The 19,600-nt window shown below is 43.7% G+C and carries 18 protein-coding genes; 11 read left to right on the top strand and 7 right to left on the bottom strand.

Annotation, left to right across the window (positions count from 1 at the left end; translation table 11 throughout):
- Positions 1-150: 150 nt before the first annotated feature.
- Positions 151-573, top strand: coding sequence for a hypothetical protein (locus tag PN466_RS24410; protein WP_271944960.1), 423 nt, complete (start codon positions 151-153; stop codon positions 571-573).
- Between the two features lie 40 nt (positions 574-613).
- On the opposite strand, the gene alr is transcribed toward PN466_RS24410, so the two are convergent.
- Together alr and PN466_RS24400 are read right to left on the bottom strand one after the other, a co-directional pair.
- Complete coding sequence (gene alr, locus PN466_RS24405) at positions 614-1,804, bottom strand: alanine racemase (RefSeq protein ID WP_271944956.1); 1,191 nt, start codon at positions 1,802-1,804, stop codon at positions 614-616.
- Between the two features lie 108 nt (positions 1,805-1,912).
- Entirely contained in the window at positions 1,913-2,452 is a 540-nt protein-coding gene (locus PN466_RS24400; protein ID WP_271944953.1) for a DUF924 family protein, read from the bottom strand.
- 61 nt (positions 2,453-2,513) lie between these two features.
- Here PN466_RS24400 and PN466_RS24395 point away from each other — a divergent pair, with 61 nt between their 5' ends.
- The gene (locus PN466_RS24395; RefSeq protein ID WP_271944951.1) at positions 2,514-3,347 is read left to right on the top strand and encodes an inositol monophosphatase family protein; all 834 of its coding nucleotides are present in this window, start codon (positions 2,514-2,516) and stop codon (positions 3,345-3,347) included.
- Positions 3,348-3,404: 57 nt separating this feature from the next.
- On the opposite strand, the gene PN466_RS24390 is transcribed toward PN466_RS24395, so the two are convergent.
- Positions 3,405-3,647 (bottom strand): (2Fe-2S)-binding protein, encoded by a 243-nt coding sequence (locus PN466_RS24390; protein WP_271944948.1) that lies wholly within the window; start codon positions 3,645-3,647, stop codon positions 3,405-3,407.
- Positions 3,648-3,843: 196 nt separating this feature from the next.
- Between PN466_RS24390 and bfr (PN466_RS24385) the strand changes: the two genes are divergently transcribed.
- The 8 genes from bfr (PN466_RS24385) (at position 3,844) to PN466_RS24350 (ending at position 13,688) form a co-directional block, all read left to right on the top strand.
- Entirely contained in the window at positions 3,844-4,308 is a 465-nt protein-coding gene (bfr, locus tag PN466_RS24385) for a bacterioferritin (RefSeq protein ID WP_271944946.1), read from the top strand.
- A 50-nt stretch (positions 4,309-4,358) separates the two neighbouring features.
- On the top strand, positions 4,359-4,826 hold the full coding sequence (gene bfr / locus PN466_RS24380) for a bacterioferritin (protein ID WP_271944943.1): 468 nt from the start codon (positions 4,359-4,361) through the stop codon (positions 4,824-4,826).
- Positions 4,827-4,837: 11 nt separating this feature from the next.
- On the top strand, positions 4,838-5,779 hold the full coding sequence (locus PN466_RS24375) for an ABC transporter substrate-binding protein (protein WP_271944941.1): 942 nt from the start codon (positions 4,838-4,840) through the stop codon (positions 5,777-5,779).
- A 93-nt stretch (positions 5,780-5,872) separates the two neighbouring features.
- A complete protein-coding gene (locus tag PN466_RS24370; protein ID WP_271944938.1) occupies positions 5,873-7,210 on the top strand; it encodes a flavin-containing monooxygenase in 1,338 nt (445 codons plus the stop codon).
- Positions 7,211-7,285: 75 nt separating this feature from the next.
- Entirely contained in the window at positions 7,286-8,527 is a 1,242-nt protein-coding gene (locus PN466_RS24365; RefSeq protein ID WP_271944935.1) for an FGGY-family carbohydrate kinase, read from the top strand.
- Between the two features lie 334 nt (positions 8,528-8,861).
- Positions 8,862-11,330 carry a hybrid sensor histidine kinase/response regulator gene (locus PN466_RS24360; protein WP_271944933.1) on the top strand — a complete coding sequence of 823 codons (2,469 nt, stop codon included), beginning with the start codon at positions 8,862-8,864 and terminating at the stop codon, positions 11,328-11,330.
- Positions 11,327-12,325, top strand: coding sequence for a diguanylate cyclase domain-containing protein (locus PN466_RS24355; RefSeq protein ID WP_271944930.1), 999 nt, complete (start codon positions 11,327-11,329; stop codon positions 12,323-12,325). The genes PN466_RS24360 and PN466_RS24355 overlap by 4 nt, the downstream gene beginning before the upstream one ends.
- A gap of 55 nt (positions 12,326-12,380) precedes the next feature.
- Positions 12,381-13,688 (top strand): hybrid sensor histidine kinase/response regulator, encoded by a 1,308-nt coding sequence (locus PN466_RS24350; RefSeq protein ID WP_271944927.1) that lies wholly within the window; start codon positions 12,381-12,383, stop codon positions 13,686-13,688.
- A gap of 22 nt (positions 13,689-13,710) precedes the next feature.
- On the opposite strand, the gene PN466_RS24345 is transcribed toward PN466_RS24350, so the two are convergent.
- From PN466_RS24345 to rppA, 3 genes are all read right to left on the bottom strand, one after another.
- Positions 13,711-14,415, bottom strand: coding sequence for a hypothetical protein (locus tag PN466_RS24345; protein ID WP_271944924.1), 705 nt, complete (start codon positions 14,413-14,415; stop codon positions 13,711-13,713).
- A 103-nt stretch (positions 14,416-14,518) separates the two neighbouring features.
- A complete protein-coding gene (locus PN466_RS26675; protein WP_313898704.1) occupies positions 14,519-16,084 on the bottom strand; it encodes a sensor histidine kinase in 1,566 nt (521 codons plus the stop codon).
- Positions 16,085-16,373: 289 nt separating this feature from the next.
- Positions 16,374-17,051 (bottom strand): two-component system response regulator RppA, encoded by a 678-nt coding sequence (rppA, locus tag PN466_RS24335; RefSeq protein WP_271944994.1) that lies wholly within the window; start codon positions 17,049-17,051, stop codon positions 16,374-16,376.
- A gap of 146 nt (positions 17,052-17,197) precedes the next feature.
- On the opposite strand from rppA, the gene mgtE reads away from it, so the two are divergent.
- Complete coding sequence (gene mgtE, locus PN466_RS24330; protein ID WP_271944921.1) at positions 17,198-18,604, top strand: magnesium transporter; 1,407 nt, start codon at positions 17,198-17,200, stop codon at positions 18,602-18,604.
- Positions 18,605-18,674: 70 nt separating this feature from the next.
- Here the strand turns inward: mgtE and rpiA are convergent, their stop codons facing one another.
- Positions 18,675-19,382 (bottom strand): ribose-5-phosphate isomerase RpiA, encoded by a 708-nt coding sequence (gene rpiA, locus PN466_RS24325; protein WP_271944919.1) that lies wholly within the window; start codon positions 19,380-19,382, stop codon positions 18,675-18,677.
- Between the last annotated feature and the right edge of the window lie 218 nt (positions 19,383-19,600).

The following is a 19,600-nucleotide window of genomic DNA, read 5'->3' as shown; positions in this document are numbered from 1 at the left end:
GTCGTCCTATCCGGCTATGCCTTATTACCTTATCGATTCTATCATTAGCTGTCAAGACGTAAAGACTGTATGACGGCAATATTGTTACATTTGTTTACAAAGCAGAGGATGTGGAGGACAGCGTTAAAAGCGCTCATCCTTTTGTGTGTAATGATTTCAGTCTCTGCTTGCCCTGCCAATCCCCCATTGAATAACTGGAAAATTTATCAAAATCCCCGTTATGGATTTACATTTCCCTATCCCGAGCAATGGCAAGCGCAACCGCCACCGGAAAATCAGGACGGGCAAATTTTCAGCCATCCCGATCGCCCAGAGATTCAGATCCAAGGGTTTGCCCAGTCTCAGGTTGAACTCAATGGCTTATACGATGGTTCAAACTTCATCACCAACCAAGGAATCAAAGGCTTATTAACCCCAACTTTGGAGACGACCACCAGCCGGTTAACCCTGAGAATCTATAGCAATCAAGTCTATTATGTTTGGGAAGGGCGATCGCCCAGTTCAGAATTTGCCCAATATTATCCCCTCTTTGAACAAATCGCGAGGGAATATACCATTCCCTTAGTCGAGTAACGGGCAATCGCAAAAGACAAAACCCGTCCCATGCTGGCGCTCATCGGGTTACTCTCGGTAAACGATGTTTGAAGCTACATAAAATTTCCCAAGAAATAGTGCCAAGGGTGTCAGCCCAATCATCAGCGGTAAACTGATTTTGGCCATCTTGTCCTAAAAGGGTGACGACCTCGCCCACTTGCAGATCGGGGATGCTGCTGACATCAAGCATTAACTGATCCATGGTAATAGCGCCCACTTGGGGAATACGCTGCCCTCGAATACCGACGTGCAGTTTATTGGAGAGGTTACGAGGAACCCCATCGGCATATCCAATACCCACAACAGCAACAGTCATCTCCTGGGCCGTAATATATTGATATCCATAACTAATACCGGTTCCCGCAGGAATAGTTTTGATTTGGGTGATCCTTGCTCTAACTTGCATCACCGGTTTAAGGCTAACCAGACCTTGAAGGTGGGGAGCGGGATAGAGTCCATAGGTAGCCAGTCCGACGCGCACAAAGTCATAATGGCAAGAGCGATCGCATAACGTAGCCGCAGAATTAGCTAAATGCAGTTTTGGCAAAGGTAAACCTGTGGCTTTAATTTGGGCGATCGCCTCTTGAAAACGCTGATGCTGTTGATTCATGATCTGCGGATCGGGACTATCTGCCGTTGCCAAGTGAGAATAGATACTGCCAATTTGGAGATGGGGTAAGTGGGAAACCTGCTGAAAAAACTCAGCTCCTTCTTGCCAAGGAATACCTAAACGGGACATTCCGGTATCCAGTTTCAGGTGAACCGTGAGAGTTTTGCCGAGTTCACTCAGGGTTTCGGAAACAATTAAAGCTTGTTTGGCACTACACAGAGTCGGTTGCAGATGCCAATGGGCGATCGCCTGGATTTGTTCTGGACTATTAACCGCGCCTAAAAGTAGAATCGGGGCTTCTATCCCGGCTTCCCGTAATTGTATTCCCTCTGGAATTGTCGCCACCCCTAACCAACTTGCCCCCGCTTCCAAGGCAGTTTCAGCCACAGCGATCGCCCCATGACCATACGCATCCGCCTTCACGACTGCCATTAACTGACAGTTTTGCTGTAAATGGTGTTTGAGTTCTCGCACATTATGGGCGATCGCCCCTCGATCGATTTCTACCCAAGCTCGTTCCCGCAAAGGCACAGTTGCCCCACTTTCTTGTAAAGATGAACGATTCGATTGAAGTTTCAGCGAAGATTCTTGACTGAGCATATCTACTCCTTACAGACCACACCAAAGTTATTCCACACTGTATCTGGTGTTCCGGATTCCGACAAGAGAGAATGGGGAGTCAGGAGTCAGGAATGGCTCCTTGATGGATTAAAAGGATGAACCTGGTTGTTGAAGAAATTCAGTTTCTTCGGGTGTAGATAAACGACCCAAAAGATCATTTCTGTGGGGATACCGTCCAAATTTCTCGATAATTTCCTTGTGTCTGTATTCAAACTGGAGATTGGACTCTAATCCTGGCTCGCTAAATAATTCCACAGCAATTTCATGAATTCTCAGAGATTCACTATGCATGAAAGGTAGATAAAGGAATGACTTTTGCTCAACCGTAAGATATTGATTCGTTTGATTGGAAATTGCCTCTTGAGCCAGTGCTAATGCTAAGGAATCAAAGGCAAAAGCTAAGGCCTGATTTCGATATATATTTCGAGAAAACTGATCGAGAATAATAATCTCGGCTAATCTTCCTAAAGGCTCTGTCCGCCAAGGGTAAAGTTCACACAGCGTTGCTTGATTATAGACTTGACCAAAGCGATCGCGAATGAGGAGATCGAAGCATTCATCTTTTTTCCACCACTGCTTCGGATCGATTTGGTCAAACCAAAACTCAATAATTTCTCGATACTCCATAGGAACCCCGTTCATCTTAAGATCGGATTGTAGTTATTCTAGCTTAGTCAGTATGGAGTTAATGAATTATCCCCTGTGGAAACAAGTTTTGGAGTTTGTGAAAGTGACGACCGAGGAGGTTGGAGAAGAACTTCTCAAGCAGTTTGGTCAGGTGCAGGGACTCGAAAAAGACGATGGTTCTTTGGTAACGCAGGCAGATCAATGGGCCGATCGCCAACTACAAGAACGAATTTTAGCCCAATTTCCCGATCATGGAGTATTAACAGAAGAAACAGCCAAACATTTTCCCGATACTCCTTGGTGTTGGATTATTGACCCCATTGATGGTACAACCAATTTTACGCGTGGCGTTCCCCTGTGGGGAATTTCTATGGCCTTACTCTATCAAGGCACTCCCGTATTTGGCTATGTCTATTTTCCCCCCATTCGTCACTCCTTTTATGGGTTTTGGAATGCTCCCCCAGAGCTGGAAGGTCATCCTGTCGGGGCGTTCTTGAACGATCGCCCCATTACCCCAACGTCCGATCAGCCCAGTCAAAATCATTTCTTTAACCTTTGCAATCTTGGCGCTCGCACGACCTCGGTTTTGCAGGCCGATTCCGCTCCTTTTCCTTGTAAAATTCGGATGCTTGGTGTAGCGACCTACAGTATACTCACCGTTTCTGCCGGAATTGCCATCGGGGGGATAGAAGCGACCCCGAAAATCTGGGATATTGCCGCAGTTTGGGTAATATCCCATGCTGCTGGTGTAGTCTGGGTTCCCCTCACCGATGCGGCTCCTTTTCCCCTCATATCGGGTGAAGATTATCATCATTGTCCCTATCCCACCCTCGTTGTCAGTCACTCCCAATGGGTAGAGTTATTCCAACCTTGGATAGTTACTGTTACTCAATAGGCGGATTTAAAAGTATTTTCTTATTAAGAGTATAACTCAACAAATTGTGAGTGGCTCTTAAGAAGCTTTACGGCGATCATCATAACGCTCTTGAGTTTTACGAGCAATTGAGCCAATTTCTATCGGTGCTTGGTTTTCAGAGAGCGCGTCTTGGACAACTTGCTGGGCATGTTCCCAACAGCGTCCACAACTACTAGACACGTTCAGGCGATCGCAGACTAGATCGATAGAACAAGCTCCTTGGGCGACCGCCTTATGAATATCACGGTCCGTAACTGCATGACAAATACAAATGTACATCCAGGTTCACTGCCTCCACTAGATTTTTAGTTATTCTTGTCTTAACTTAATCCTAAGTTAATGAAAAGTATTCTCAACTAACCCCTTCCATTATGCATTGACAGCCCCTAGGAAGTCAAGTAGGATCGGCGAAGACAACTCGAAATCCATACCTGTTCTTGATCAAAGAGCAATCAATTCAGTTAGGAGAACACCAATGCAGGGCAATACCAATGTCCACACCCAATTAAATGCTGCCCTCAAACTTCAATTGACGGCAATTAACCAGTTTTTTCTCCATGCCAGAATCTGCAAAAACTGGGGACTTCATCAGCTTAACGATAAAGTGTATAAGGCATCGATTGCAGCGATGAAACATGCCGATAAGCTGATTGAGCGAACTTTATTTCTGGAAGGTTTGCCCAATTTACAAGATTTAGGTAAATTGCTCATTGGTGAAACAGTACCGGAACTGTTGCAAAACGACTTGAGAATGTATCAAGACATACGGTCAGATCTGCAACAGGCAATTCAACTGTGTGAATCGGTTCAAGACTATGTTAGTCGGGACATGCTAGAAGAGATTCTAGAGGACATAGAAGAGTCGATTGATTGGCTTGAATCCCAACAATGGCTAATCGAAAGTGCAGGGTTAGAAAATTATCTGCAATCGATGATGTAATCACAACAATTATCCGAGTAACCATCCAGATTTAAAGTGAGACGAAAACAATGAAAGGGACAGATCGAGTTATTGACCAACTGCACAAACTGCTCAGAAGTGAACTCGCTGCACGGGATCAGTATTTTACCCATTCTCGCATGTATGGAGATTGGGGATTGAACAAGCTCTATGAGCGCATCGATCATGAAATGCAAGAAGAAACCCAACATGCGGATGCAATTATTAAGCGATTGTTGTTTTTAGAAGCACGTCCAGATTTATCGCAACAGGAGGGCCTCAATATTGGCTCAACAGTGAAGGAAATGCTCGCCAGTGACTTAGAGTTAGAGTACAAGGTAGTTTCCGACTTGAAAGAAGCGATCGCCGTTTGCGAAACCGAGCAAGATTATCAAACTCGCGAAATCTTAGAAGTGATTCTAACGGATACGGAAGAAGATCATGCCTATTGGTTAGAACAACAATTAAGATTGATGGAGATGATTGGGGAAGCAAACTATATCCAATCTCAGATGTAGGAGTGATGATTATGTTGAGGAACAGGCAAAATGAGGCTCGGTGGATCGGAGTGGGTTTAGCTATCCTGCTGAGTTTGAGTCTCTTTGCCTGTACTCAACCCCAGGTTTCTCCCCTTCCAGAGACACCCCTTAGTTCTCCAGAAGAGATCCCAACCGAAAGCATAGAGCGAGTAGTGGCATTAACCACTCTTTCGGCGGATATTTTACAACGGTTAGACGCTTCTAAATTAGTGGGGATTCCTGGAAGTTCCCTACTAGAGAAAGACCCCCGGTTCGCGGACATCCCCCCTGTCAGTCAAGGACAAACTGCACCAAGTTTAGAGAAAATTATTGCTCTGAAACCCGATTTAGTCATTGGTGCAACTGGGTTTCACGATCAAATTGCGGCCAGGCTTACGGAGCTGAATATTGAGACGTATTTAGTCTCTTTGGAGAGTTGGGAAAGCTTAGAAGCCTTGACGGAAGCGATCGCCTCTGCTATTGATGCTGACCCCCAACCCCTGTTAAACCAATATCAAGCTTTTATTCCTTCTTCCAACCCCCCTGGGCCAAGCACTTTAATTCTGGCCAGTACCCAACCCATTCTATCGCCGAATAAGAATAGTTGGTCAGGTGATTTTTTAAGTCAGTTGAACCTTGAAAATGTCACTGCTGACTTACAAGGCAATGCCCCCATTAGTGGCTATATTACCCTCTCTCCAGAAAAAATATTACAAATTGATCCGGATGTATTAATTGTCATTCAATTTGCCAATCAATCTCCATTAAAAGAGTTAGAATCCAATGGATTTTGGTCACAACTTAAAGCAGTTAAAACCCAACAAGTTTATGTCTTTGACTACTACGGTTTAATTAACCCAGGTACTATAGACTCTATTCGCAACGCCAGTGAACAGCTACTAAAAATTAGCGCGGTTACAGGGCAAAGTGCCCTAAGATTGGACGATGCTTAGAATCAGTTTTGGTGAAGGGACTTTGATCGCCAAAACTCTTTGACTTAGTCTATAATCCTCTAAGTTTGCGATCGTCCATCCATTCTCATTATCATGTCCCAAACCTGTGAAAAATATATCATCCTTGGGGCAGGTTTTATCGGACTCGGTATTGCCGAGGCTCTGAAATCTGCCCAAATTCCCTACGATCAAGTTGATGCCAGCGATGATATTGGGGGCAATTGGTATCACGGCGTGTATGAAACCGCCCATATTATCTCCTCTCGAAAGGTTACCCAATTCCCTCAGTTTCCTATGCCAGATGACTATCCCGACTTTCCAAGTGCGGCTCAAATGTTAGCCTATCTGCGTGATTTTGCCAACCATTATCGATTACGGGAAAATATCGAACTCAATCGCACAGTCATCGCCGTTAATCCCACCAAGAATAATCTCTGGCACGTCATTTTTGCAAACGGAGAAGAAAGAATTTATAAGGGAATTTTAATCTGCAATGGTCATCATTGGTGCAAGCGCTTTCCAGAATTTCAGGGTGAATTCAAGGGTGAAATTATTCATTCTAAAGATTACAAACATCCGGAGCAACTACGGGGTAAACGAGTCCTTGTTATTGGTGGAGGTAACTCGGGTTGTGATATTGCTGCTGAAGCGGCACGAGTCGCGACAAAATCGTTTCTTAGCTTGCGGGAGTCTGTTTGGTTTATTCCCAAAACTTTTGTCGGTGTTCCAGTCGTTAATCTGGTTCAATGGTGGATGCCCGAATGGGTACAACGATCTATGGCTCAGACGATTATTCAGCTCACTTTTGGCCCCCATAAACGCTATGGTTTACCCAAACCAAACCATCGCTTATTTGCCAAGCATCCTACTATCAATAATGAAGTTCCTTATTATATTAAACAAGGAAAAATCACGCCCAAGCCTGGCATTGACTCCTGGCATGACTCTACCGTAGAGTTTGTCGATGGTAGTTCGGCTAATATTGATTTGATTGTTTGCGCTACAGGGTATCATCTTGCCTATCCCTTTTTGCCTGATGAACTGCAACGGATAAAAGGGGCGATCGTTCAATGTTATGCTGGTACTTTTTTAGACGATTATAAAGGGATTTACTATATTGGTTGGGGGCAAGCGCGAGGCGGAGTCGGTTCAATTATTGGCTCTTACAGTCAATTTTTAGTACAATGTTTACAACTACAAGAAGAACTTAAAATTCCCCTGGGCTTAGTCTTCAAAAAATTGGGGCAAGAATTACCCACAACTCACTTATCCGATCCACAAGCTGTTTTTAGACAGTTGAAGTTAGGGAAAGTTGCTTTTCCTTTAATTCGCAAAATTGCTTATACTCTGGATTCCCAATATCCTGAGTTTGAGAATGAAGTTTTACCCAAAAACCAAGCTAAAAGAGTAATATCTTCTACTAACTGTTGATGGATTAAAGATTGACTGTGTAAATCGGCTTGAACGGGTTATGATAGGGTATCCGTAATAAATTTATTACTGTATATGGGGTTAGCGTTAGGAATCGATTTTGGCACATCGGGAGCTAGGGCGATCGCCATTAACCCAGATCGGGCGATCCTTGCTCAGGCAACCTGCACTTACGATCTCCAGCATCCCCAAGTCTGGAAAACTAGCCTGTTTTCGTTATTGGAGCAACTGCCACTAGAGTGTCGCCAACAGATTACGCGAATTTTAATCAATGGCACTTCGGCAACCGTCCTATTTTGCGATCGCGAGGGCGAGGCGATCGCACCCCCACTAATGTACAATGACGACCGGGGAAAAGCGGTCATTCCTCAGTTACAACGCTTTGCGCCTGCGGATCATCTGGTTTTGAGTGCCACATCGAGCTTGGCGAAGCTGTTTTGGGGATTAGAAAACCTTTCATTCGGCGATCGCCCAATCTATGTCCTCCATCAAGCCGACTGGTTAGCCTCTTTGCTCCACGGAAGACTCGGGATCAGTGATTATCATAATGCCCTTAAATTGGGCTATGATGTCCATAATTTGTGCTATCCCGATTGGTTTCCCCAAATCCCTACAACTCTAAAGTTACCAAAAATTTATACCCCGGGAGAAGCGATCGCCCCTATCCTACCAGACATTGCCCAATCCTTTTCCCTCCCCTCCGATTGTCTCATTTGTGCTGGAACCACTGATAGTATTGCCGCCTTTATTGCCAGTGGTGCATCCTTTTCCGGTGATGCGGTGACCTCTCTTGGCTCCACCTTAGTGTTAAAATTGCTCAGTGAAATCCCGGTTAATGATAGCCGTTATGGAATTTATAGTCATCGGTTTGGTGATCGCTATTTAGTAGGAGGCGCTTCTAATACTGGGGGGGCAGTGCTGCGGCATTTTTTTACTGACGTAGAATTAGATACCTTCTCCCGTCAAATTAACCCTCATCAGGAAAGTCCCCTAGATTATTATCCCTTACTCGGAAAAGGCGATCGCTTTCCAATCAACGATCCGAACCTCCTCCCCCGTCTCGATCCCCGTCCAGATAACCCCGTTGAGTTTCTCCATGGACTCCTACAAGCGATCGCCCGTATTGAAGCTCTCGGATATCAACGACTCTCCGAACTGGGCGCTACCCCTCTCAAACGCTTGTATACGGCTGGAGGAGGTGCAAAAAGTGATACGTGGTCACAGTTACGGCAAACCTATTTATCGGTTCCCTTTCTCACCCCCATTAGTCCTTTAGCCGCCTATGGCAGCGCCTGTTTAGCCTTGAATCCAATTTAGTTGAAGATACGAGAAACAAAACCCCTTAATACGCTGAATATTACACGGTTTAGATATAACAAGTTTTTAAGCCAATTTGAGATCCGACAGAAGTTGATTATAATGAGTAGATTATTATAGCCAAGTCATGCCATCACTCTATGAGGTTGCACTTTCACAAGAGGCTTAAGACCCTTGTCTGTCAAGTATATATTAGTGCAAGATATCATAAAATGGTATAATAAATAACTGAAAATCAGCAGAGAACAACTTAATCTCAGCTCCTTGTCCGTCCTCATTAGACTCACGCACTGCGATAACACGTAGCCAGTAACTTACGGTTTTGGTATCAACTATGAAGAAAAAACAGAGAGGATCATCGGAAAAAACCGCTGAACTCTTGCCATCGAAAAACCATAACCGGGGTGCATCCAATCAGTCATCAACTGCCTGTTGGTCGATTTTAGCGATCGATCGAGATCCACAGATTTATCAGACTTTGACGGAGAAATTTCAGGACTTTGTATTTCAAGGAAAACCCTTACAAATCGAATGGATAAAGACTAGAAAAAAAGCGCAAAGTTATCTAGAAGTCCACCCAGATTTGAGCATTGTCTTTATCGATCTAGATCTAGAAAAACCCAGGGGTGGGTTAGAACTGGTTCAGTGGATTAGAGAAGATTGTCCCAATTCATGCCATCGCCTTATCGTCTGTGCAACAGAGCCGGATCAAGCCTTAGAGTTTTCCATATGGCTCAATTATGATATTAATGATTATCAGCATAAAGATCAACTCAATCAACAAACGTTGGGCATCTGTTTATTAAAAAGCCTACGCTCCTATCAAGAAATTCAAAACTTAGAAAAAAAACGCCAAGAACTCACCGTTTTATCGACCCAACTCAAACATTTAAATCAAACTTTAGAGGCTCAAGTTAAATCCAGAACTCAAGAGCTGGCAACCAAAACGAAGCAACTAGAGCAAGAAATTAGCGATCGCACCCTCGCCGAAACCGATAAGCGAGCATCCGAAGATAAATTTTCCATTGTCTTTCAGTGTACTCCACACCCCATTACCATCACCTCCATGAAAGATGGGCGACATCTAGAAGTCAATGATGCCTTTCTAAGAACCACCGGATATACCAACGAAGAAGTCATAGGGCGCACCGCCGTAGAATTGCAACTCTGGACAAAAATGGAACAGAGAGTCAACCTCTTTGAAACCCTAGTGAGTCAGGGCTTTATCCGTGATTATGAATTTGAATTTTGTACCAAATCCGGAGAGCGTCGCATTACCTTACTTTCTGCCGATATCATTAAACTCAGGGGAGAAGATTGTTTACTGTCGGTCACCAATGATATTACCCAACGCAAACAAGCAGAAGAAGCCCTAGCCAAATCCAAAGAAACAGCAGAACAGGCGAATAAAGCCAAAAGTGAATTTTTGGCTAACATGAGCCATGAACTGCGCACCCCCTTAAATGCCATTCTTGGCTTTACCCAAATCATGAGTCGAGATGGCTCGCTCAAGCAGGAACACCAAGAAAATTTAGAGATTATTGGGCGATCGGGAGAACATCTTCTAGAGTTGATTAATGATATTTTGGAAATGTCCAAAATAGAAGCAGGTCGAGTGACCCTCAATCCCAGTAACTTCGATCTCTATCGCCTGCTCAAAAGTATTGAAGAAATGCTTCAGCTTAAAGCCACGTCAAAAGGCTTGCACCTCCTCTTTGAACGGGACTCGTATGTACCCCAATTTATTGGTGCAGATGAAGGAAAATTGCGCCAAGTTTTAATTAATTTATTGGGGAACGCGATTAAATTTACCCAAGATGGGGGGGTTGCCCTTCGGGTCAATGGACAATCAACAGCAGGACATCAGGAAGAGACGACAATTGAGTTTCGAGTCGAAGATACAGGCCCAGGAATTGCCCCAGAAGAGTTGCATCAACTGTTTGAACCCTTTGGGCAAACGGAAACCGGGCGTAAATCTCAACAGGGGACTGGATTGGGACTGCCCATTAGTCGTCAGTTTGTACAGTTGATGGGGGGAGATTTGACCGTGACTTCCCAAGTGGATTGCGGATCGACCTTTTCCTTTTCTATCCAAGTCAAATTAATAGATTCAAGTGAGATTGAGTTCTCTGTTCCCACTCGTAAGGTGAAGGGATTAGCTCCTGGGCAACCCACTAAACGGATTTTAGCTGTAGATGATCGCCAAGAAAGTCGGATGCTCCTGCTGCAAATGTTGGGCAATTTAGGCTTTGAGGTGGAGGTAGCATCTAATGGCCAAGAGGCGATTTCCATCTGGAAACGATGGTATCCCCATTTAATTCTCATGGATATGCAAATGCCGGTCATGGACGGTTACGAAGCCACCCGACAAATTAAAAGTACCTCCAAAGGTCGCAGTACCCTCATTTTTGCCCTCACAGCCAGCGCCTTTGAAGAAGAACGCAATTTAGTCCTCAGTGCTGGATGTGATGAATTCTTGCGTAAACCCTTCCGAGAAAACATTCTCTTAGAAAAAATTGCCCAACATCTAGGAATTGAGTATCTTTATCAAGAGAATGAAAATTCCCCCTCAGAAGCCGATCAACCTCTAGCGCGTCCTTTAGAAGACTATCTCGCAGAAATGACACCAGAGTGGATCGAAGAACTCTATCAAACTGCTATTAAAGGATTTGATGATGAAATGGTCTTACTCATTGACCAAATTCCCCAATCCTTAAGTCCTCTATCCCAGCAATTATCAGAATGGGCCCATAATTTTCGCTTTGACTGTGTGGTGTCGTTAATTGAAAAGGTAAGACCATGATCGCAGAACTGGAACTCATGGGGCGCAATATCTTAATTGTGGACGATCTGCCCGATAATTTACGTTTGCTCTCCAAAATGCTGACCCAGCAGGGGTATAAAGTACGAAAAGCCCTCAATGGAGAAATGGCGATCGCCTCTTGCACCGCCCAGCCCCCGGATTTAATCTTACTTGATATTAATATGCCTGGCATGAATGGCTATCAAGTTTGTGATGCCCTCAAATCTTCGCCCATGACTGCCCAAATTCCCATTATTTTCTTGAGCGCCTTAGATGAAGCCAACCATAAATTGCAGGCCTTCAAATCTGGCGGACTAGACTACATTACTAAACCCTTCCAAGTTGAAGAAGTCTTAGCTAGGGTAGAGCATCAACTTAGCCTCTGTTATCAACAGAATAAACTCAAAGAAGAACTTGAACAACTCAAAGAAGAGGTCAACCAACGACAACAAACGCAACAGAACTTAGAACGGCTTGTGACCGTAGATGAACTCACCCAACTCAGTAATCGTCGCCATTTTAATGATTATCTCAAACAAGAATGGAAACGGTTATTTTCTCTGCCTTCCTATACCGGAGGATATCCCCAAGCCCTATCGTTGATTTTGGCTGATGTCGATTATTTTAAACTTTATAATGATACCTATGGCCATCTGAAGGGCGATCAATGTCTACAAAAGGTGGCTCAAGCGATGAAGCAAGTCGTCACCTATTCTGGCTCTTTAGTTGCCCGATATGGGGGAGAAGAATTTGCTGTTATTTTACCCAATGCCTCGTCAGATTATGCCTTACAAGTGGCTGAACTCATTCGTATGCAAGTTAAAGCCCTCAAAATTCCCCATAGTCAATCGATCGTGAGTTCATATGTTACGGTTAGTTTGGGAGTGGCTTGTCGGTTTCCAGATTCCGATTTATCTCCAGAAGATTTGATTTCCAGTGCGGATAAAGCGCTCTATCATGCCAAACAACAAGGCAGGAATTCCGTATTTCGATAACGATTTAACCGTCTAAAAACTGTCAACAGTTGTCCTGTTATACCCAATTCTTATAGTGAACAATAATACAGATTCAAAAAACCTTTTAATTGTCGATGATACCCCGGATAATATTCGCTTACTCTCTACGATGTTAGCCGAACAAGGGTATAAAGTGCGTAAAGCTCTCAATGGAGAAATGGCCTTAAATTCTTGCCAGGCCGATCCTCCCGATTTAGTCATTCTCGATATTAAAATGCCCGATTTAGATGGGTATACGGTTTGCGAACGCTTAAAACTTAATCCAGAGACTGCGGAAATTCCAGTGGTTTTTATTAGCGCTTTAGATGATGTGATTGATAAGGTAAAGGCCTTTCAAGTCGGGGGAGTAGATTATATTAGTAAACCATTTCAGTGTGAAGAAGTATTAGCACGCGTTAGAAGTCAATTAACCATTCGAGAATTAACCTTTAAATTAGAACAAAAAGTGGAAGCTCGAACGGCGGCTTTATTGGGGGCTTTTGAAAGTTTGCAGCATACTCAACTTCAGTTGGTTCAAAGTGAAAAAATGGCAACCTTGGGCCAACTCATTGCCGGAATTGCCCATGAAATTAATAATCCCTTGGGATTTATTACGAATAATCTGGCATTTGCCCAAGAAGGGGTACAGAGTTTAATGGACCATTTACAACTCTATAAGCGGGAATATCCCCAACCTACAGAGGCAATTATCGATCACTCGGAGACCATTGATTTAGAGTATGTATTAGAAGACTTACCCAATATTCTCGATTCAATTAAGATAGGTAGCGATCGCATCCAACAACTTAGTGTTTCCTTACGCAAGTTTTCCCGAAAAAATAATGATCAGCCAGTAGAATCCGATCTTCACGATGGACTCGAAAGTACCCTACTCATCCTCAAACACCGCCTCAAAAGCAATGGGAATCGAGGAGCCATTGAAATCAGAAAAGAATATCAAGAGTTACCTCAAATTCTCTGTTATCCCGAACAACTCAATCAAGTATTTATGAATCTGTTAGCCAACAGTATTGATGCTTTAGATGAGCGGTGTGAGAAAAATGGGGGGCATTCTTCAGAGGAATCCTATAGCATTACCATTGCAACCGAATTTATCAGCGATCGCTCCCTCATCCAAATTCGGGTTACCGATAACGGGTTAGGCATCCCTGAAGACATACAAAGTCAAATTTTTGACTATCAATTCACCACTAAACCAGCGGGAAAAGGCACAGGATTAGGATTGGCGATCGCCCACCAAATTATCCAACGCCATGATGGACTCCTTGAATGCCACTCTATTCCCCAACAAAAAACCACATTTACTATCTGCTTGCCCATTAAGAATCATATTGATTCATGAATCATCTTAAAGTGGACAGTTTTCAGCATGACAAACCCTGAAAGGTAATCGGTTCAAGTATTTCAATGACTTCATAATAGCTAAAATAATGAAAATCATTTCTAGTTGGATTTTCGCCTAGAACAAAAGCGACCCCTTTAATATTACTCAGTGAATCAAATATCTCTCCTGTATTTTGTGCTGACAAATCAGTGGTAATAAGTAAGGGTTTGTTGGCAGCGATCGCATTGATATCAGAAACTTGAAGTTCATCAGGAAAATCAGGGCATTTTTCTTTTAGAAATTTCCATGAATCTATTACATCAGGTAATAGATCGATTTGAGCAAAGTCAAACTTAACATTATGTAAATCTCCAAGTATCCAGGAAGGATCGCTATCGTAAGAACATTCTAAGCTACAATAAATCAGGCCAATTTTTTGAGCTTTTAATTCTTCATACACCTCATCTGGTAAAATTTGACTTGAAGATAGTTGAATATAATCAAAGCCGATATTCACTGCCAATTCTATTGTTTTTTGGTAGTTTTCTCCTGACAAATACCCCACAAATACTGTGTCTTTTTCTATTTTTTTCTTAATCAGTAAAGCTTCTTTTTTTGATAAGATACGATTATCTCTAAAAACACGGTCAACTGAAAGTGATACACCAATGGCATTGACCCCTAAACCTTGAAGTTTTTTAACCTCTTCTACAGAACTTACTCGATCCACTTTTATGGTTTTCATGACTTTGACTTTAATTCTAAGAATTATAATGATTTTCTAATGCACTACTTAAACTCTGTCACTGCAATAGACTGCAATGTCCTAGTTATCGTACTTTCCAGAATTACTGTTGAATTGGAAGTTGAATGACGAATTTTGTTCCTTGACCAACCGTTGAAAGGCACTCTAACTTACCCTTATGTTTTTCGGTGATAATTTGGTAGCTGATCGACATTCCCATCCCTGTTCCTTTTCCAATCGGTTTGGTGGTGAAGAAGGGATTGAAAATCTCCTGTTTAACTTGTTCAGACATTCCCGATCCGTTATCAGTGATCGCGATTTGTACCCAGTCTTCATTGATCGGTGAAGTACAAATTACGATCTGGTTGGAGTCTTCCTGAATGTCTTCAAAAGTTCGCTCAACGTTTGATTCTTCTAGGGCATCGATCGCATTCGCCAGAATGTTCATCACTACCTGATTAAGCTGTCCAGGATAGCACTCGACCAATGGTAATTGGCCATATTCTTTTACAATTTCAATTTGAGGACGCTCAGAGTTCGCTTTGATACGATATTGCAAAATTAGTAGAGTACTGTCGATACCTTCATGAATATCTACAGCCTTAAACTGAGCTTCATCTAAACGCGAGAAATTCCGTAGCGACAGCACAATTTTCTGAATGCGATCGGTTCCAAGTTGCATCGAGTCTAGTATTTTAGGTAAATCTTCCTGGACAAATTCGAGATCGATTTCTTGAGCTTCAGCTTGAATTTCAGCCGACGGATTGGGATAATACTTTTGGTAAAGTTGCATCATGTCGAGCAAATTGTGAGTGTACTCTTGTAGATGTGTGAGATTGCTGTAAATGAAACTCACTGGATTGTTAATTTCGTGCGCGACTCCTGCAACTAATAGCCCCAAACTTGACATTTTTTCAGCTTGAACCAGTTGCGATTGGGTTTGGGTGAGACGATGTAGGGATTCCTGTAATTCTTGGGTACGTTCTTTCACCTTTTCTTCTAGCGTGTCACGGGCAAGTTCCAAATCCTTGATTAAGGTGTTAAACTGTCGATCAATCGGCTGGGAAATTCTCCGGCTTAACATCCACGCTAACACGCTGACTAGCAGCGGCATAGTGGCTAATACAAAGATCGCAATGGACTGAACTTGTTGAGTTGTGCGGATGGAACCCTGCTGAATTTGAGTCGCAAACTCTTGATTATTCTGTAACAATGCCAGCAAAGAGGTCGTTGCTTGCCTGAATAACGGTTGTTTCTGGCGGTTCGCTTCTAACATTTCGCTACGAGCTGCGATCGCTTCGTTCACCCGTTCCATTTCAGGTGAATTGTTTTGTCTTTCTAGAAGCAGTTTGAGGCGTTTTTGCTCAGGGTTGGGGATACCGAGTTGATAAAACTGTCGTTCACGATCGAGATAACTCTCATGGGCACGCTTCCAGGCATCCCAGTTTTGTCGAAACTGAGTGTCTAATTGCTTTTCCTCCGGATTGTTGATTGGGGTATTGAGTCCTTGCTCAAATCCTTCGTTAATCTGAGTCCAAGCGTTTTGAATGTTGCTTAAGGCTAGCTCTCGATTCGCAGAGGTCAAAGGGTGTTGTAGTAATGTGTTTTCCGCAGAAGCAATTTGCGTCTGACCTTCGTTAATTTTCCACAAGCCATCAATACTGGGCAAATTATTTTCACTTAATTGCTAACTATAGCTATTTAATCGATTGACTGCTAGTACTCCAAGTATGATAGTGAGCAAAGTGATCGAGGTGGGGGTTAGAAAAGCTAAAAACAGCCTGGTTTGTAAATTTATTCTTTTTAAGAAACGAATTCTCTTTAACATTGTACTGCGTTCAAGCAAGGGGAACAGAGATAACGATGCACTCAAGTCAACTTCGCATTAGGGATTTTAGCGGTGAAGCGATAGTCTGTATATAGTCTATGCTCTATATTAAGAATACATTTGCTCTATTTTAATCGGCTAGGCTGCCAAACCGATAGCCTTTGCCATAAACGGTATGAATTAAGGGGGATTCTCCAGGTAACTCGATTTTTCGGCGTAGCAAACGCACTTGAGCAGCTAAAACATTACTATTAGGTGATTCCTCGGTGCTCCAGGTAGCTCGATAAATTTGGTTATGGGTGAGGAGTTGACCGGGATGTTGCATAAAATAGGCGAGCAGATGACATTCTTTTTGGGATAATGGGATTAAGCGTCCCTGGCGATCGCCCATTTGATTATCGAGATCTAATCGTAAGTCTTCCACCTGCAATACTGAAGGGTGAGGAGTCGAAAAACGGCGCAATAATGCCCGTACCCTAGCCAAGAATTCCCGCAACTCAAAGGGCTTAATCATATAATCATCTGCCCCACTATCGAGTCCCATCACGCGATCGTCTAAGGTATCTTTCGCGGTGAGAAATAGAACTGGGGTAGCCAATTTGCCATTTCGCAGCGATCGGCAAATCTCTAACCCCGATCGATGGGGTAACATCCAATCGAGAATGAGCAAATTATAGTCTCCAGTGGTCGCTAACTGTTCTCCCTGCTCTCCATTCGTGGCAATATCGACTTCATATCCTTCTCGCCTAAGGACTTGACTGAGGGACTCGGTTAAGGCAACTTCATCATCAACTAACAGAATTTTCATCTCAATTAAAAATGGGTAATAGGTAATGGGTAATGGGTAATCTCCATTTTCCCATCTTCCCCACTTCCCCATTCCCTTCTCTATAAATCCGGCACAAGACCCACTAAACTAGATCCAGCCATCAACTCAGTTTAGGAGGGGAACCCGTGACTGAAGAAACAACAACCTCCCTGCCCTCTCGTCGTGAGTTACGAGAATTGGTGCGCCAACAACTGCAAGCCCTCCTGGAAACAGAAGATTATAAGGGTGCTAAAGCGATTTTAGTGCCTGTGCGGCCGGCTGATATCGCAGAAGCCATTGAAGGGTTACCAGAGGGAATGCAGGCGATCGCTTTTCGGTTACTCTCGAAAGCAGAGGCGATCGATGTTTACGAAAATCTCGACTCTTCAGTGCAACAGTCCCTCTTAGAAAAATTTCAGCGCCAAGAAGTGATCGATATTGTCGATAAAATGTCTCCTGATGACCGAGCGAGGCTGTTTGACGAACTCCCTGCCAAAATTGTCAGACGGGTACTCGATCATATGAGTCCCTCAGAACGGGCAACAACGAATTTACTTCTGGGGTATGAACCGGATACTGCGGGTCGGATCATGACCCCAGAATATATCTCATTGAAGGAAGAGTATACGGTTAGCCAGAGCATTGAACGCATTCGGAATTTATCCCATGTGAGTGAAACGGTCTTTTATTTGTATGTCACCGATAGTGCCCGTCGTCTGACTGGAATTGTCTCCCTACGAGATTTAATCATCACCCAACCCGATCAGAAAATTGGTGAGGTGATGACCAGCGATACCGTTTTTGTACACACCAATACGGATCAGGAAGAAGTCGCTCGACTCATTCAGCGCTATGATTTTTTGGCTGTTCCTGTGGTAGACCGGGAAGAACGATTGGTAGGAATTATCACCGTTGATGATGTAATTGATATTATTGAACGGGAGGCCACGGAAGATATTTATGCCTTTGGGGGGGTTCAGTCAGATGGTGATAATTATTTCCAGATGAGCTTATGGCGGGTAGCTCAACGACGGGTGATGTGGCTGCTGATTTTATTGGGAACTAATGCTGTCACTGGGTTTATTATTCGATCGCAGGAAGAATTAATTGTTCGATATGCTGTCCTTTCGGCCTTTATTCCCCTATTGACGGGAACTGGGGGGAATGTGGGATCGCAGTCCTCAACAGTGGTCATTCGGGGGCTGAATACGGACGAAATTCGGTCTCTAGGTATGCCTCAAGTGGTGATCCGGGAGGGATTAGCCGGATCGATTTTAGGGGTAACCCTGGGCATTTTAGCCACCCTAGGAGCGCTATTTTTGCTCAAGGTCAACTTCGCCATTGCGATCGCTGTGGGAATGTCTCTGTTAGGGATTTCGATTTTAGCTTCTGTAGCCGGTTCCGGATTACCCTTTATCTTCCGCTCTCTAGGTCTTGATCCAGCCCTGATGTCTGCACCGTTTATTACTACGGCGGTTGACGTTTTGGGGGTCTTAATTTATTTCAATATTGCCCGGTTTATCTTAAATTTAGGGTCTTCGGGGGTGCTTTGAGGGGGGCATAGGAAATAGGGAATAGGTAAATTAGGTCTATTACCCATTACCTATTACCAGCGCGTAGCGCTTAAAACTCCCGAACTGAGGGTTGACCGTCCTTAACTTCTCCAACTAGGATCACATCAGCCACACCAACAAACAGCCCATTTTCTAGGACTCCAGGAATATTATTAATCGTTTTTTCCAGTTCAGTCGGGTTATCAATCGAGTCAAACTTGACATCAATGACCATATTACCTTGGTCAGTGATCACTGGCCCTGCTTTTTTCACTCCCATCCGCAGTTGGGGTTTACCGCCGAGTTTGGCTAAGGCTTTCATCACAGTTGTCATAGCCATGGGCATCACTTCAACGGGTAGGAGGAAGGTAGAGCCAAGGCGATCGACGAGCTTACCAGAATCTACCACTACAATAAATTGGTCGGCCAAGGTATCGACAATTTTTTCGCGGGTGTGGGCAGCGCCTCCGCCTTTAATCAAGTTTTTGTTAGGATCAACTTCATCAGCGCCATCAATGGCAAGATCCATGCGATCGATTACATCGAGGGTAGTTAAGGGGATACCATATTGTCTAGCCAGAACTTCCGCTTGAAAGGAGGTGGGAATACCAAGAATATTTTCAATTTCGCCCGATTTTAGGCGATCGCCGATATATTCAATGGCATAAGCAGTGGTTGATCCGGTTCCTAGGCCAACAATCATCCCTGATTTTACCTTGGATGCTGCGGCTTTACCCACCTCTTGTTTCATCAACTTTACTGGATCGGTTGTGGTCATAGGTTCAAGTGTGCTTCTGAATTAGAGTTTTGTACAACGACCTGTGGCTCTACAATGGGGTCAAGCCTAGGTACTGTTTAGTCTACTATCTGGGGGTTACCCTGCGAGCATCAGATTATCGAGAGATGGACAAACCGAAGGCTTTCCTGAAGATATGCCGGAGCCAATCCCCTAAATTGGTCTCTATATCCTAAGACTAGCTTAGTCTACTTACAGGC

Origin of the sequence: Roseofilum reptotaenium CS-1145 (assembly GCF_028330985.1) — a bacterium.
In the GTDB taxonomy this organism is placed as follows: domain Bacteria; phylum Cyanobacteriota; class Cyanobacteriia; order Cyanobacteriales; family Desertifilaceae; genus Roseofilum; species Roseofilum reptotaenium.
The sequence above is the reverse complement of the archived record's forward strand: the minus strand, read 5'-3'. Positions and strand labels throughout refer to the sequence as shown.